The 14,473-nt window shown below is 60.7% G+C and carries 13 protein-coding genes; 8 read left to right on the top strand and 5 right to left on the bottom strand.

The features are described from left to right. Window positions 1–118: 118 nt before the first annotated feature. Together ACVWSC_RS02130 and ACVWSC_RS02125 are read right to left on the bottom strand one after the other, a co-directional pair. Window positions 119–748: a response regulator gene (locus ACVWSC_RS02130; protein WP_442111798.1), complete on the bottom strand. Its 630-nt coding sequence runs from the start codon at window positions 746–748 to the stop codon at window positions 119–121. A 10-nt stretch (window positions 749–758) separates the two neighbouring features. Continuing rightward, entirely contained in the window at window positions 759–3,149 is a 2,391-nt protein-coding gene (locus tag ACVWSC_RS02125) for a PAS domain-containing sensor histidine kinase (protein WP_442111796.1), read from the bottom strand. 94 nt (window positions 3,150–3,243) lie between these two features. On the opposite strand from ACVWSC_RS02125, the gene ACVWSC_RS02120 reads away from it, so the two are divergent. Continuing rightward, complete coding sequence (locus ACVWSC_RS02120) at window positions 3,244–4,248, top strand: alpha/beta hydrolase family protein (protein WP_442111794.1); 1,005 nt, start codon at window positions 3,244–3,246, stop codon at window positions 4,246–4,248. Here ACVWSC_RS02120 and ACVWSC_RS02115 read toward each other — a convergent pair. The 3 genes from ACVWSC_RS02115 to ACVWSC_RS02105 are packed head-to-tail and all read right to left on the bottom strand — an operon-like array spanning window position 4,245 to window position 6,704. Continuing rightward, the gene (locus ACVWSC_RS02115; protein WP_442111792.1) at window positions 4,245–5,009 is read right to left on the bottom strand and encodes a TerB family tellurite resistance protein; all 765 of its coding nucleotides are present in this window, start codon (window positions 5,007–5,009) and stop codon (window positions 4,245–4,247) included. The genes ACVWSC_RS02120 and ACVWSC_RS02115 overlap by 4 nt on opposite strands. Window position 5,010: 1 nt before the next feature. Further along, window positions 5,011–5,682: an N-acetylmuramate alpha-1-phosphate uridylyltransferase MurU gene (murU, locus tag ACVWSC_RS02110; protein WP_442111791.1), complete on the bottom strand. Its 672-nt coding sequence runs from the start codon at window positions 5,680–5,682 to the stop codon at window positions 5,011–5,013. Continuing rightward, the gene (locus ACVWSC_RS02105) at window positions 5,679–6,704 is read right to left on the bottom strand and encodes an aminoglycoside phosphotransferase family protein (RefSeq protein ID WP_442111789.1); all 1,026 of its coding nucleotides are present in this window, start codon (window positions 6,702–6,704) and stop codon (window positions 5,679–5,681) included. The genes murU and ACVWSC_RS02105 overlap by 4 nt, the downstream gene beginning before the upstream one ends. 130 nt (window positions 6,705–6,834) lie before the next feature. Between ACVWSC_RS02105 and ACVWSC_RS02100 the strand changes: the two genes are divergently transcribed. The 7 genes from ACVWSC_RS02100 to glpE all read left to right on the top strand — a co-directional run bounded on the left by ACVWSC_RS02100 (window position 6,835) and on the right by glpE (window position 14,436). Then, the gene (locus ACVWSC_RS02100; protein WP_442111787.1) at window positions 6,835–9,645 is read left to right on the top strand and encodes an LPS-assembly protein LptD; all 2,811 of its coding nucleotides are present in this window, start codon (window positions 6,835–6,837) and stop codon (window positions 9,643–9,645) included. After that, the gene (gene surA, locus ACVWSC_RS02095) at window positions 9,626–10,942 is read left to right on the top strand and encodes a peptidylprolyl isomerase SurA (protein ID WP_442111785.1); all 1,317 of its coding nucleotides are present in this window, start codon (window positions 9,626–9,628) and stop codon (window positions 10,940–10,942) included. The genes ACVWSC_RS02100 and surA overlap by 20 nt, the downstream gene beginning before the upstream one ends. Beyond that, a complete protein-coding gene (gene pdxA, locus ACVWSC_RS02090) occupies window positions 10,939–11,928 on the top strand; it encodes a 4-hydroxythreonine-4-phosphate dehydrogenase PdxA (RefSeq protein ID WP_442111783.1) in 990 nt (329 codons plus the stop codon). Before surA ends, pdxA begins: the two co-directional genes overlap by 4 nt. After that, on the top strand, window positions 11,925–12,731 hold the full coding sequence (rsmA, locus tag ACVWSC_RS02085; protein ID WP_442111781.1) for a 16S rRNA (adenine(1518)-N(6)/adenine(1519)-N(6))-dimethyltransferase RsmA: 807 nt from the start codon (window positions 11,925–11,927) through the stop codon (window positions 12,729–12,731). Before pdxA ends, rsmA begins: the two co-directional genes overlap by 4 nt. A gap of 105 nt (window positions 12,732–12,836) precedes the next feature. Continuing rightward, the gene (gene apaG / locus ACVWSC_RS02080; protein WP_442111779.1) at window positions 12,837–13,217 is read left to right on the top strand and encodes a Co2+/Mg2+ efflux protein ApaG; all 381 of its coding nucleotides are present in this window, start codon (window positions 12,837–12,839) and stop codon (window positions 13,215–13,217) included. Then, a complete protein-coding gene (locus ACVWSC_RS02075) occupies window positions 13,217–14,092 on the top strand; it encodes a symmetrical bis(5'-nucleosyl)-tetraphosphatase (RefSeq protein ID WP_442111777.1) in 876 nt (291 codons plus the stop codon). The genes apaG and ACVWSC_RS02075 overlap by 1 nt, the downstream gene beginning before the upstream one ends. Before the next feature lie 14 nt (window positions 14,093–14,106). After that, entirely contained in the window at window positions 14,107–14,436 is a 330-nt protein-coding gene (gene glpE, locus ACVWSC_RS02070) for a thiosulfate sulfurtransferase GlpE (protein ID WP_157190935.1), read from the top strand. Window positions 14,437–14,473: the final 37 nt, after the last annotated feature.

Genomic DNA, 14,473 nt, shown 5'->3' with positions numbered 1-14,473 from the left:
CTGGGGTAGGGATTGCCCTACACGGGTGGCGTGATTGGATACGTGATCGCGGGGCAAGCCCGCTCCTACAGCACTTATGTGGGAGTGGGCTTGCCCCGCGATGTCGCAATCAGAACACTCAGAGCAACTTGTGCTCCATGGCGTACTTCACCAGTTCCGCCAATGAGGTGACATTGAGCTTCTGCATCAGCCGCGCTTTGTGAGTGCTGATGGTCTTGTTGCTCAGCGCCAGTTGCTGGGCGATGTCGTTGACATTGGCGCCCTGGGCCAGGCGTTCGAACACCGAGAACTCACGCTCCGACAGCAGGGAATGCAAGGGTCGGGCATCCGTCAGGCCGACCTCGAAGACCATCCGGTCAGCCAGGTCCGGATCAATGTAGCGGCCACCGCCGGCCACCCGCCGAATAGCGGTGAGCAACAGGGACGGATCGCTGTCTTTGGTCGCATAACCCGCTGCGCCGACCTTCAGCGCACGGGCGGCCATTTGCGCTTCGTCATGCATCGACAGCACCAGGATCGCAGGCGGATTGTTCAGCGCGCGGATCCGCGGAATCGCTTCGAGGCCATTGACTCCGGGCATGGAGATATCCAGCAATACCACTTCGCAGTCGGTATGACGCAGCGCTTCCAGCAGTTGCTCGCCATTGGCGGCCTCCCCTGCTACCTGCATATCCTTGGCCAGGCCGATCAATTGCTTGATGCCTTCACGGACGATGGTGTGGTCTTCGGCAACCAGAACTCGAATCACAAAACCGCTCCTATTTCAGGGGTATGCCTACGCTAAGGCTGGTGCCCTCGCCTGGCTCACTCTCCAAGGTCATTGTTCCACCCAACATCAATACCCGCTCGCGCATGCCGACCAGGCCAAAAGATGCCGGACGGCTTTCATCCAAGGCAAAACCGACGCCATCGTCGATCACGGTCAGGCGTAAGGTGCGACCATCCAGACTCAGGCTGATCTGCACAGTATGCGCCTGGGCGTGACGCATCACATTGGTCAGCGCCTCTTGAAGGATGCGAAACAGGCCGGTGGCCTTGGCATCGCTCAACGGCGGCAGGTTCTCCGGCACTTGCACCAGGCAAGGAATCTGCGTGCGCGCTTCAAAACGCCGGGCCTGCCACTCGATCGCCGAAGCGATACCGGCATCCAGAATCGGTGGGCGCAATGCGGTGGCGACATCCCGAACCAGCTGGAACAGTTGGGCAATCAAGCGCTTCATGCTGGCCAGGCGCTCGTTCAGACCGGGGTCGAGATCGGCGTAGGCCAGCTCGCACATGGACGTTTCCAACTTCAGCACGGTGAGCATCTGCCCCAGTTCGTCATGCACCTCACGGGCGATGCGGGCTTTTTCTTCCTCGCGAACACTCTCCATGTGTGCCGACAGGTCACGCAACTGCTCCTGGGAGCGCGCCAGCTCCAATTCGACCCTTTTACTCTGGGTGATGTCCCACACCACACCATCCCAGACCACCCGGCCATCGCCCAGTTTGCGGGTACTGGCCTTGATATCCGCCCAGCGCTGTTCACCCTCGCGCGTCAGAATGCGGCCCTGCCAGGACCAATCCTGGTCGGTGGCCAAGGCCAGGTCCTGGACCTGGTGATAATCGGCGCGGTCTTGTGGGTGAACCAGGTTACGCAAGCCCATATCCGGGTGCTGCAATGCGGCGGGGGTGTAGCCGACCAACGCCTCGCTGCCTTCGCTGATGTAGGGGAACTCAAGCTCACCTTCAGCCGGATTGCGCTCAAGCCGGAACACCAGCCCCGGCACATTGCCGGCAATGCCCTTGAGCCTGGCCTCGCTTTCGCGCAAGGCCGCCAGCGCCCGCCGGCGCTCGGTGACGTCGGTAAGAAACACCACCAGGTATTCAGCATCACGAAAACGCAGAAAGCTCAGCGACACATCCACCGGCAGCAGACTGCCATCAGCGCGTAAGCACTGCGTCTCGAAATGCTGAGCCGCATCGGGGCTGGCCCGCGCGCCCTTCCACAACTCCAGCCAGCGGTCCATGTGCAAGCCAGGCTCGAAGTCGATCAGCGGTCGGTCGATCACTGCTCCTCCGGCGTAACCCAGCATGCTTTCGGCAGCGCGGTTGGCATAGCGCACGTGACTGTCCCAGTTGACCCAGAGGATGCCCACGGTGCTCTGGTCGATGGAAAACTGGCTCAAACGCAACGCTTCTTCCCGCGCCTGACGTTGGTTGATGGTGTCGCGCGCCGTCAGCAGATTGTGTTCCAACTGACGCAGCTGGCGGCGCTGCCAGATCACGATGGCCACACTGCTGAACAGCAGTGCGCCCAGGAACAGCCCTAGGTTCTGCCAGAACCCCGGCGACTCACTCAGGCGCGGGTACTTGGGCTCCAGCCAACGTTGGTGCAGTTGCTCCAGGTCTTTGGCCGGGATCGCCTGCAAGCCACGCTCAATAATCTCTGCCAATACCGGCCAGTCGCGACGCGAGGCCACGCGCAACAACTGCGGCAGGCCAATATCGCCGACCACCGCCAGATCACTGAACTCGCTTTCGCGCGACAAACGACTCAACTGCGCCTCATCCACCACGGCATAGCGAGCCTGTTCACTCAACAGCAACTGCAGGGCCTGGCGTTCCTGGGGAACGCCTTGTAGGTTCAGGTTCGAATAGGTCGCGCGCAGGTAGTCGGCCACCGCACTGGGCATACGTACCGCTACCCTTTCTTCACTGCTGAGCTTCTCGAGATCCACCGCTCTGGCGCCACTGCGTGGTCCGACGATCAATTGCGGGACACGCATATAAGGGTCACTGAACAGCCACAAGCGCAGACCGGCCGGCGTCTGGGTCAGCCCCGGGGCCAGATCGACTTCACCTGCGCGCAATGCCCGCTCGAGCGCCGCCTGGTCAGGGAAGTTGCGCCAGGTCAGGTCCAGCCCCAGCGAGCGCCCCAACCAGTTCATCAACTCGACATTGACCCCATACAACTGCTGCAAGCGGCGATCGAACTGGGCAAACGGTGCTTGCAGCACCAGCCCGACCCTCAAGCTGCGATGTTGTTCGAGCCACTGCTGCTGCGCAGGCTCCAGCACCACGGGGGCCGATGTGCTTGCAGGGCCTGCCCATGCGATCAAGGACCAGCAGAAACAGCCGATAACCAACAGGCAGCGTACTGAGTTCATCTAAACGCTCATCAAAGAATGGATGGTCACCGAGCATGGCCGTCCCGGACAAATACGATTAGGCTGCCGGTATTATTCTGGCCTGGACCACTCCATGTTCGCACTTTTGCGCACAACGCTCGCGGCGTTATGCCTTCCACTGATACTACCTTGTAGCGCACAAGCGGCTACAGGTGAAACGCCTGAAGCTGCGGCCACCTCCCAGCCAGATGCGGTGCAACGTCAACCATTGGCGGAACGCAGCCAGGCAGATGCCCTGGCGCTGGAGCGACACGTGCCTGCGGCCGAGCAGCAAATGCTGCAAGCAGGCAGTGACAATTTCCTCGCCCTGTGGAAACCCGCCAACAGCGGCGAGCCGAAGGGCGCCCTGATCATCCTCGCCGGTGCTGGTGAAACAGCAGACTGGCCGAAGACCGTCGGCCCCTTGCGCCGCAAGTTTCCTGACGCAGGCTGGCATAGCCTGAGTCTGAGCTTGCCTGACCTGCTCGCTGATAGCCCTCAGGCTCGGGTGGAAACACCTGCTGCGCCCAGCCAACCTGTCACACCAGGGCAGAGCGCACCGGTCAAAGATACGCCTGACGACGCTAACGCCAGTGTCGAAAAAGCTACCGCTGCGGAAAATGACGTCAGCGAAACCACTCCCGCTGCCCAAGGGCCGGGCCTTGACGACAAGACGGATGCCGAACGGATATTTGCCCGCCTGGATGCTGCGGTGGCCTACGCTCAGCAGCACAATGCCCGCACTGTCGCGCTACTGGGCAATGGCAGCGGCGCCTACTGGGCGGCACGCTACCTGAGTGAACGGCAACCGGCACAGATTCAGAAGCTGGTCATGGTCGCGGCACAAACACCTGCACAGGCCGAACTGGGCCTGGATGCCCTGGCCCCGACGCTGAAAGTCGCCACCGCCGACTTTTTCTACACCAACCAGCTGCAGGCGCGGCGTGCAGCCGAACTACGCCTGCAAGCGAGCAAGCGCATAAAAGACAACCAGTACCGTCAGATTGGTTTGACCGCTATGCCCGGCAACAACGCGGCAGAGCAGGAACAACTGTTCCGCCGCGTGCGTGGCTGGCTCAGCCCGGAAAATACCGACTAGAAACCACGCTGCTTACGAATGATCGCGTAGGCCTGGTGCAGCTCGCGGGTGCGTTCAGTGGCTTCACGCACCTGCGAGGGGCTGGCACCACTGCCCGCCAGCTTGTCGGGGTGGTGGCGACTGACAAGCCGTCGATAAGCTTGTTTGATCTGGCCTGACTCGGCGTGAGCCTCAACGCCGAGCAAACGCAAGGCGTCGTGATAACCAAGGTTGACACTGGACAAGCCCGGGCGCTGCGGCTCGTACTCCAGCGCCAGGGCCTTGACCCTGGGCGCCGACCAACCCAGTTGTTGCCCCCAGTCGAGCAACAACTCGCGCTCCTGACGCCCCGCGCGGCCATCGGCCCATACCATGCGCCAGCAAGCACGCAACATACCTTCAGCGGCATGAGGCTGTTGCTTAATTCGTCTCAAGTAGGCGCCCAGGCGCTCCTGACCCCGTTTGCCACGATTGAACGCAGCGATGGCCCGGCGGCGTCCAGCCTCATTCATCTCCAGGCGTTGCATTTCCTGACGTGCCTGCTGAATGTGCCCATCAACTACCCGTCCATCGCACTTGGCCAGCCGCCCAAGCAAAACGAACAACACCTCATCGTCGAGCAATACCGGGCGCCCACCCAAGCGCTCACGCACATGGGCCCAACTGTGCAACTGCAAACGGCGATCCATCGCCTGCCCCAGCAACGCCCCCAGCAAAGCCCCTGGAATACTGGCAATGGCGAAGCCGGCCCCGGCACCGATCACTGTGCTCGGCCACAGCATGTTATCCGCGCCCTTTGATCAATTGCTCGACCTCAGCCAGGCGCTCCTGCGTACCGACATCCACCCAGTGACCGGCGAAGTGTTCGCCGCTGACCTGCCCCGACGCCATGGCTTCACGCAGCAATGGCGCCAACTTGAAAGCACCCGTGCTACAACCTTCGAACAGCGCAGGATCGATGACGGCGATGCCGCTGTAGGTCAAGGTCGCTGCACCGTCCTGACCATCACTGACCTGGCCCTGCTGCAGACAGAAATCGCCCTTGCCGTGATGCCCCGGATTGTCGACCAGCACCAGATGGGCGAGCCCTGCGGGCTGTTGCGGCAAACGCGTGAAGTCGTAATCAGTCCAGACATCACCATTAACCAGCACAAAGGGCTGATTGCCGAGTAAGGGCAGCGCCTTGAAGATTCCGCCGCCGGTCTCCAGCGGCTCGCCTTCAGGTGAATAGCTGATATTCAGGCCCCACCCGGCACCAGTGCCCAGATGCGCTTCGATTTGCTCACCGAGCCAGGCGTGGTTGATCACCACGTCTTTAAAACCGGCAGCCTGCAGCGCACGCAGGTGGTACTCGATCAAGGGCACCCCCGCGACTGGCAGCAAGGGTTTGGGCGTGTGCAGGGTGAGCGGGCGCATCCGCTCACCTTTACCTGCTGCAAGAATCATCGCCTTCATGGACGTGCCCCGCCTGCAGCCTGCAGGCTTTCGATCAACTCATCCAGCTCGGCCAGCTCCGGACGGCGGGCAATCACTTCATCTATATAGGCGAAGAAGCGCGGCACGTCGGTCAGGTAACGCGGCTTGCCATCGCGATGGCAGATACGCGCAAAAATGCCGATGACTTTGAGGTGGCGCTGCACCCCCATCAGGTCACTGGCACGGTAGAAGTCTTCGAAATCAGCCTGCACCGGAATGCCTTTGGCCTGCGCCCGTTGCCAGTAGTCCTTCAACCAACCTTCAACCCGCGCTTTTGGCCAGCTCAGGAAAGCATCCTTGAACAAGCAGGTAACGTCATAGGTGACCGGCCCATAAACGGCATCCTGGAAGTCCAGTACCCCGGGGTTAGGAGTGCTCTGCATCAGGTTGCGCGGCATAAAGTCGCGGTGCACCAAAACTTTGGGCTGAGCCAGGGCGCTGTCGATCAACAGTGTGCTGATGCGCTGCCAGAGGGCCAGTTGTGCATCGGTAAAGCCCAACCCCAGCTCACGCCCCACGTACCACTCGGGAAACAGCTCAAGCTCACGGCGCAACAGGGCGACGTCATAACTCGGCAACGGTGCGTCCATTGGCAACTGCTGAAAGGCCAGCAGCGCTTCGATGGCGTCATCGAACAAGCCATCGGCGTTTTCGGCGTTGATCACATCGAGGTAAGTCTGGGTACCGAGGTCGCTCAGTAGCAAGAAGCCACGCTCCAGATCCTGAGCATGAATGACCGGTACATTGACCTCGGCGCTAGCCAACAGCTGGGCGATATCGACGAAGGGGCGGCAGTTTTCCTGCGGCGGGGGGGCATCCATGACAATAAAACTGTGACCTTCGGCCTGCCAGCGGAAGTAACGGCGGAAGCTGGCGTCGCTGCTGGCAGCGGTCAGGTTAGCCGCTGGAACCGCACCCCAGCCCTGTTTCAGGAACAGGTGGGCAAGTTGTTCTTCGAGCCAGACAGTGAGGTGTTGCAGGCGTACATCGTGATCAGGCATTACAAGGGTCTCCGACGGCCCTAGCCGTCAAGCGGGTCATGCTTTATTATCCAGCATCTTTTTCAGACCATCGAGAGGCGTGCGGCCCCACACGCGGGCAGATGGCACGCAGGAAGCCCGGACTAATAAGATGGCATTGAAATCCCCCGCGTTTCGTAAAAAATTTCCGTTGCTGGTCACCGGCGGTCTGCTGGCGCTGCAACCTCTGGCCACCTCGTATGTGGTCGCCGCAGAGCAATTCGATTGCCAAGTGTCTGCTGCCGGAGGCTGGGACTGCAAGCCCAAGGCCAACGCCGCTACGCTGCCGCCTCGTCCGGTGCATCCGGGCGCTGCTGCCAGTGCGACTGGCGAAGCCACTGCTGAGGCTGGCGAAGCTGCAGCCGAGGCTGGCAATGGCACGATGCTCGTTACCGAGAGCAAAGGCCGCGCCCTCAAAACCCGCAGTGTCGACGCCAGCCACCTGGACTGGGTGCCGCGCGATCAACTGACCCCTGCACAACTTGCCGAAACCGGGCCGTACTGTGCCGGTGCCTACATCGAGCCGACCCGTCCGGGCATGGATGACACCACGCCGAAAGACGAAGCCCCGACATTCATTGGCGCCAAGGTCTCCCGCTACCAACAGGAACAGCAGATCGCCACCCTCGCCGGTGATGTGGTCATGCGCCAGGGCAGCATGCAGGTTGAAGCCGACGAGGCCAACCTGTATCAGGCCGAGAACCGCGGCGAACTCAGCGGCAACGTCAAGATTCGTGACAACGGCTCGTTGGTCGTGGGCGATCATGCCGACATCCAACTCGACACTGGCGAAGCCAAGGTCGACAACGCCGAGTACGTCATGCACAAGTCGCGCATCCGCGGCAGTGCGCTGTACGCCAAGCGTGCCGAAAACGCCATCATTCGCCTCAAGGACGGTACCTATACCACCTGTGAGCCGAACAGCAACGCCTGGCAGTTGAAGGGCAACAACATCACCCTGAACCCGGCCACCGGCTTCGGTACCGCGACCAACGTCACCCTGCGGGTTAAGGATATTCCGGTGTTCTACACACCGTACATCTACTTCCCGATCGACGACCGTCGTCAGTCCGGCTTCCTGCCGCCGTCGTTCAGCACCAGCAGCGACACCGGCTTCATGCTGGTCACGCCGTACTACTTCAACCTGGCGCCAAACTACGACGCTACCTTGTATCCACGCTACATGGCCAAGCGCGGCCTGTTGATGGAAGGCGAGTTCCGTTATCTGACCAAGTCCAGTGAAGGTCAGTTCGGCGGTGCTTACCTGAATGACAAGAATGATGATCGTAAAGAGCAGACGGACTACAAAGAAAAGCGCTGGATGGTCAACTGGCAGCACAAGGGCGGACTGGATGAGCGCTTGCTGACTGAGGTCGATTACACCGACATCAGCGATCCGTTCTACTTCCAGGACTTGGAGTCTGCACAGGTTGGCATTGACAGTAAGGACTATGTCACCCAGCAAGGTGCATTGACCTATCGTGGCGAAAATTATACTGCACGATTGAATATGCTGGCCTACGAGATGGCAACCATCTCCAAGATCACCCCGTACGATCGTTTGCCACAGGTTACCTTTGGCGGGATGCTGCCTTACCACCCAGGTGGTCTAAACTTTAGTTACGACACCGAAGCGGTCCGATTTGACCGCGATTTGAAAGATGACTTCGTTCTGGACGAGGACGGCCAACCCGACACCGGTGCCGGGGTTCCAGGCCGCCGCCTGGATCAAAACATCTTTGGTATTGCACGTTCGAACGGCACGCGTTTGAATGTTTCGCCGCAAATCAGCCTGCCGTTTACTGAAACTTATGGCTACCTGACCCCATCGATCAAGTACATCACCACACATTACGATCTTGATCTGGATAGCCAGGGTAAAGCGCAGGCTGCAACCGCTACTGATGTCCAAGGACACTTCAAGAGCACGCAAACGCGTAATGTGCCAGTCTTCAACATCGACAGTGGCCTGTACTTCGACCGTAACACCCAGTGGTTTGGAACCAACTATCGCCAGACACTGGAACCGCGCCTGTACTACTTGTACGTGCCGTACGAAGACCAGCAAGATATCCCTCTCTTCGACAGCAGTGAAAGAACGTTCAACTACGCCTCGCTGTTCCGTGACAACCGCTTCAGCGGTCGCGACCGGATTGGCGACGAGAACAAGCTGTCGCTGGGCGTCACCAATCGCTGGATCGAAGAAAACGGCTTCGAGCGCCAACGCTTTAGTGTTGGTCAAGCACTGTACTTCAAGGATCGCAAGGTCCAGTTGCCGGGTATTGACTATCGTAATCGCGAAGACTCGCTCTCCGACGTCTCGCCATATGCCCTGGAATACGCTTACCGCTTCAACCGTGACTGGCGCTTCAACTCCGATTTCAACTGGGACCCGGACAGCCGCAGCACCCGCTCCGGCAGCGCGATGTTCCATTATCAGCCTGAAGACAACGTGAACAAGGTCGTCAACCTCGGTTACCGCTACCGAAACGACACGGTCTCCTACAACAGCACTACTGGCCAGTGGCAAGTAGGTGGCGGCGACTACGGCAAGCCGGGAGATGCGAACTACGTCAAGGACTACTACAAGATCCAGCAACATGACTTTTCGGTCATGTGGCCAATCGTTCCACAGTGGACTGCAATCGCTCGCTGGCAACATGACTACAACCGCAACCGTACCCTGGAAGCCTTCGGTGGTTTCGAGTACGACAACTGCTGCTGGAAGCTGCGTCTGATCAACCGTTACTGGATCGATTACGACGACTTCAGCCAGGCAACTCCACAAAACGAAAAAGGCGACCACGGCGTCTTCCTGCAGATTGTGCTGAAAGGCCTCGGCGGCGTAGTGGGCAACAAGGTCGAGTCGTTCCTCGACCAGGGCATTCAAGGTTATCGTACACGTGAAGACCAAGCTTACTGATTGTCTGCGCCCGCTGTTGCTGGGCGCTGTATTGCTGAGCAGCACGGCGCATGCCGCCGTGCAGACTCTGGATAGCGTTGTGGCCATCGTCGATAACGACGTGGTCATGAAAAGCCAACTGGACCAGCGCGTGCGCGAAGTCGAGCAAACCATCGCCAAGCGCGGTGGTTCTGCGCCACCTCCGGGCGTGCTCGATCAGCAGGTGCTCGAACGCCTGATCGTCGAAAACCTGCAGCTGCAGATCGGCGACCGCTCGGGCATCCGCATCACCGATGAAGAATTGAACCAGGCCATCGGCACCATTGCCCAGCGCAATGGCATGAGCCTGGAGCAGTTCCGCGCCGCCCTGGCACGTGACGGCCTGTCGTATGAAGATGCCCGCGAGCAGGTACGTCGCGAGATGATCATCAGCCGTGTGCGTCAGCGCCGTGTGGCTGAGCGCATCCAGGTCTCGGAGCAGGAAGTAAAGAACTTCCTCGCCTCGGACATGGGCAAGATGCAGCTGTCCGAAGAGTACCGCCTGGCCAACATCCTCATCCCGACCCCTGAACGGGCCGACTCGGCCAGCATTCAGGCGGCTGCCAGACAAGCAGGCGAGGTGTACCAGCAACTCAAGCAAGGGGCTGACTTCGCCCAGATGGCTATCGCCCGCTCGGCGAGCGAAAGCGCGCTGGAAGGTGGTGAAATGGGCTGGCGTAAAGCCGCTCAGTTGCCACCGCCGTTCGATCGCCTGCTGAGCTCCATGTCGGTCGGCGATGTCACCGAGCCAGTCCGCACTCCGGGCGGCTTCATCATCCTCAAGCTTCAAGAAAAACGTGGCGGCTCGAGCATGGTGCGTGACGAAGTACATGTTCGTCATATCCTGATCAAGCCAAGCGAGATCCGCAGCGAAGAGGCCACCAAGGCCCTGGCGGAGAAACTCTACGAGCGCATTCAGAACGGCGAAGACTTCGCCCAACTGGCGAAGAGCTTCTCTGAAGATCCGGGTTCCGCCCTCAACGGTGGCGACCTGAACTGGATCGACCCGAACGCACTGGTACCTGAGTTCCGCGAAGAAATGGCCAGTGCCCAGCAAGGCCAGGTCACCAAACCGTTCAAGACCCAGTACGGCTGGCACGTGCTTGAAGTCCTTGGCCGTCGTGCCACTGACAGCACCGAACAGGCCCGCGAGCAGCAAGCCATGAACGTCCTGCGTAACCGCAAGTACGATGAAGAGCTGCAAACCTGGCTGCGTCAGATCCGCGACGAAGCCTACGTTGAAATCAAGCTTCCTGGCGCGACTCAGGTTGCCCCGTGAAACCTCAGCGCTTCGCCCTCACACCTGGCGAACCGGCCGGCATAGGTCCTGACCTGTGCCTGCTGCTCGCCGCGCAAGCCCAGCCGCACCCTCTGATTGCCATCACCAGCTGTGACCTGCTCGCCGAGCGGGCCACACAGCTGGGCGTGGCGATCAGCCTGCTACCGGTTAAACCAGACAGTTTTCCTGACCAGCCTGCCCCTGCCGGCAGCCTGTATGTGTGGGACACGCCACTGCAGAACCCGGTGGTGGCCGGCCAGCTCGACAAAGCCAATGCTGCATTCGTCCTCGAAACCTTGACCCGTGCGGGCCTGGGCTGCCTGGATGGGCATTTCGCCGGGATGATCACCGCCCCGGTACACAAGGGCGTGATCAACGAGAGCGGTATTGCCTTCTCCGGCCACACCGAATTCCTCGCCGACCTCACCCACACCACGCAAGTGGTGATGATGCTTGCCACTCGCGGGCTGCGCGTGGCGCTGGTGACCACCCACCTGCCGCTGCGCGATGTGGCCGATGCCATTACCAGCGAGCGCCTGGAACGGGTCACGCGCATTCTCCACGCCGACCTGCAGCAAAAATTCGGCATCGCCAGTCCACGCATTCTGGTATGCGGCCTGAATCCACATGCCGGTGAAGGTGGCCACCTCGGCTCCGAAGAAATCGACACCATTGAACCCACGTTGGCGCGCCTGCGCAGCGAAGGCATGGACCTGCGCGGCCCATTGCCTGCCGACACCCTGTTTACCCCCAAATATCTGGAGCACTGCGACGCAGTGCTGGCGATGTACCACGACCAAGGCTTGCCGGTACTCAAGTACAAAGGCTTTGGCGCTGCCGTGAACGTGACCCTGGGCCTGCCGATCATCCGCACCTCGGTCGACCACGGCACTGCCCTGGATCTGGCCGGTAGCGGCCGGATTGACACCGGCAGCCTGCAGGTCGCCCTGGAAACCGCCTACCAGATGGCCGAGACCCGAAAATGAGTGAGCAATACCAACACCGGGCGCGTAAGCGCTTCGGCCAGAACTTTCTGCACGATGCCGGCGTCATCGACCGCATCCTGCGCTCGATCAATGCCAAGGCCAGCGACCGCATGCTGGAAATCGGCCCGGGTCAGGGTGCCCTGACCGAAGGCTTGCTGGGCAGCGGTGCACAGCTCGACGTCGTCGAGCTGGATAAAGACCTGGTGCCGATTCTCAACCAGCAATTTGCCGGCCGAGACAACTTCCGCCTGCACCAGGGCGACGCCCTGAAGTTCGACTTCACCAGCCTCGGCGCTGCCCCTAACAGCCTGCGCGTAGTCGGCAACTTGCCGTACAACATTTCCACGCCGCTGATCTTCCACCTGCTGAGCAACGCCGAGCTGATCCGCGACATGCACTTCATGCTGCAAAAGGAAGTGGTCGAGCGCCTGGCTGCAGGTCCCGGTGGCGGTGACTGGGGGCGACTGTCGATCATGGTGCAGTACCACTGCCGGGTCGAACACTTGTTCAACGTCGGGCCTGGCGCGTTCAACCCGCCGCCGAAGGTCGACTCGGCCATCGTTCGCCTGGTCCCACACGAAACCCTGCCCTTCCCTGCCAAGGACCATCGCCTGCTTGAGCGCATCGTTCGCGAAGCCTTCAACCAACGCCGTAAAACCTTGCGCAACACCCTCAAAGCCCTGCTCAGCAGCGATGCCATCGAGGCTGCCGGTGTCGACGGTAGCCTGCGCCCAGAACAGCTGGACCTGGCCGCTTTCGTCCGCCTGGCCGACAAACTGGCCGAGCAACAAGGCAGCCACTAAGGCCCGTCAACGGCCAGTCATCCCTGCATGACTGGCCGGCACCCCCGCCAATGGCCTAGACTGGACACAATTGCCGTATCCGCGTCTGTTTCCAAGGCCCCTTGCATGTCAGATCCCCGTTACCAGATCGACGTCAGTGTCGTGACCCGCTTCCTCAAAGAACAATCCGACCCCGAAAACGAACGTTTCGCCTTCGCCTACACCATCACCGTGCAGAACAATGGCTCGCTACCGGCCAAGCTGCTGTCGCGCCATTGGCTGATTACCAACGGCGATGGCCAGGTCGAAGAAGTAAAGGGCGCCGGCGTGATCGGCCAGCAACCGCTGATCGAACCGGGCAAGAGCCATACCTACAGCAGCGGCGCCGTGATCAGCACCCAGGTCGGCACCATGCAGGGCACCTACCAGATGCATGCCGAAGACGGTAAGCGTTTCGACGCCATCATTGCCCCATTCCGCCTTGCCGTTCCCGGAGCCCTGCACTGATGGCGGTATACGCCGTTGGCGACCTGCAAGGCTGCCTGCAACCGTTGAAGTGCCTGCTTGAGCGCGTCAACTTCAACCCTGCGGTCGATCGCCTGTGGTTGGTTGGCGACCTGGTTAACCGTGGCCCGGAATCACTGGAAACCTTGCGCTTCCTGTACTCCATTCGCGACTCGCTGGTGTGTGTGCTCGGCAACCACGACCTGCACCTGCTCGCGGCCTGGCATAACATCGAGCGCCTGAAAAAAAGCGATACCCTGCGCGAGATCCTCGACGCTCCCGACGCGGGCGAACTGCTCGACTGGCTGCGTCGCCAAAAGCTGCTGCACTACGACGAGCAACGCGGTGTGGTGCTAGTCCACGCCGGTATTCCGCCGCAGTGGACACTGGGCAAGGCGCTGGAGCTGGCGAGTGAAGTTGAAGAGGTATTGCGCGACGACAACCGCCTCAAGCCTTACCTCGACGGCATGTATGGCAACGAGCCCAACAAGTGGAGCAAAGACCTCAGCGGCGTCACCCGCCTGCGGGTGATCACCAATTACTTCACGCGCATGCGCTTTTGCACCAGCGAGGGCAAGCTCGACCTCAAAGGCAAGGAAGGCGCCGATACCGCCCCGCCCGGCTACAAGCCCTGGTTCGCCCATAAAGGTCGTCGCTCGCGGCATGTGAAGATCATCTTCGGCCACTGGGCAGCACTCGAAGGCCGCTGCAAGGAACCCGGCGTGATTGCACTGGACACCGGCTGCGTCTGGGGTGGCGCCATGACCTTGTACAACGTCGATAGCGGTGCCTTTCATCGCTGCGAATGCACCGACGAAGGTACCCCCCGGGTGCAGCCGACAGCTGAGCAACCCGCTAGAATGAACCACCAGTCCTGAAGGAAACCGTACCCATGAGCGAATTCAAACGCATCCCTCCCGAGCAAGCCCAGGCGTTGCGTGAGCAAGGTGCGGTCGTGGTCGATATTCGCGACCCGCAAACCTATGCCCTTGGCCACATTACCGGCTCCCGGCACCTGGACAACCACTCGGTGGCAGACTTCATCCGCGGCGCCGACCTGGACGCCCCCACCGTGGTGGTTTGCTATCACGGTAATTCCAGCCAAAGCGCTGCTGCTTATCTGGTCAGCCAAGGCTTTTCTGACGTTTACAGCCTCGACGGTGGCTTCGAGCTGTGGCGTGGCACCTACCCGGCAGAAACCGCTCAAGGCACTGCCGAATAATTTTTTTCATCTCCTGCAGCCCGCGCCCTGTGCGGGC

It is taken from the genome of Pseudomonas sp. NUPR-002 (assembly GCF_056322725.1).
This window is presented reverse-complemented; position numbering and strand designations above follow the sequence as displayed.

Excerpts from the sequence above, each read along its gene's own strand:
- ACVWSC_RS02100 (WP_442111787.1), top strand. The coding sequence starts at position 6,835 with ATGGCATTGAAATCCCCCGCGTTTCGTAAAAAATTTCCGTTGCTGGTC.
- rsmA (WP_442111781.1), top strand. The coding sequence starts at position 11,925 with ATGAGTGAGCAATACCAACACCGGGCGCGTAAGCGCTTCGGCCAGAAC.
- ACVWSC_RS02120 (WP_442111794.1), top strand. The coding sequence starts at position 3,244 with ATGTTCGCACTTTTGCGCACAACGCTCGCGGCGTTATGCCTTCCACTG.
- ACVWSC_RS02105 (WP_442111789.1), bottom strand. The coding sequence starts at position 6,704 with ATGCCTGATCACGATGTACGCCTGCAACACCTCACTGTCTGGCTCGAA.
- ACVWSC_RS02125 (WP_442111796.1), bottom strand. The coding sequence starts at position 3,149 with ATGAACTCAGTACGCTGCCTGTTGGTTATCGGCTGTTTCTGCTGGTCC.
- ACVWSC_RS02075 (WP_442111777.1), top strand. The coding sequence starts at position 13,217 with ATGGCGGTATACGCCGTTGGCGACCTGCAAGGCTGCCTGCAACCGTTG.
- murU (WP_442111791.1), bottom strand. The coding sequence starts at position 5,682 with ATGAAGGCGATGATTCTTGCAGCAGGTAAAGGTGAGCGGATGCGCCCG.
- glpE (WP_157190935.1), top strand. The coding sequence starts at position 14,107 with ATGAGCGAATTCAAACGCATCCCTCCCGAGCAAGCCCAGGCGTTGCGT.
- ACVWSC_RS02115 (WP_442111792.1), bottom strand. The coding sequence starts at position 5,009 with ATGCTGTGGCCGAGCACAGTGATCGGTGCCGGGGCCGGCTTCGCCATT.
- apaG (WP_442111779.1), top strand. The coding sequence starts at position 12,837 with ATGTCAGATCCCCGTTACCAGATCGACGTCAGTGTCGTGACCCGCTTC.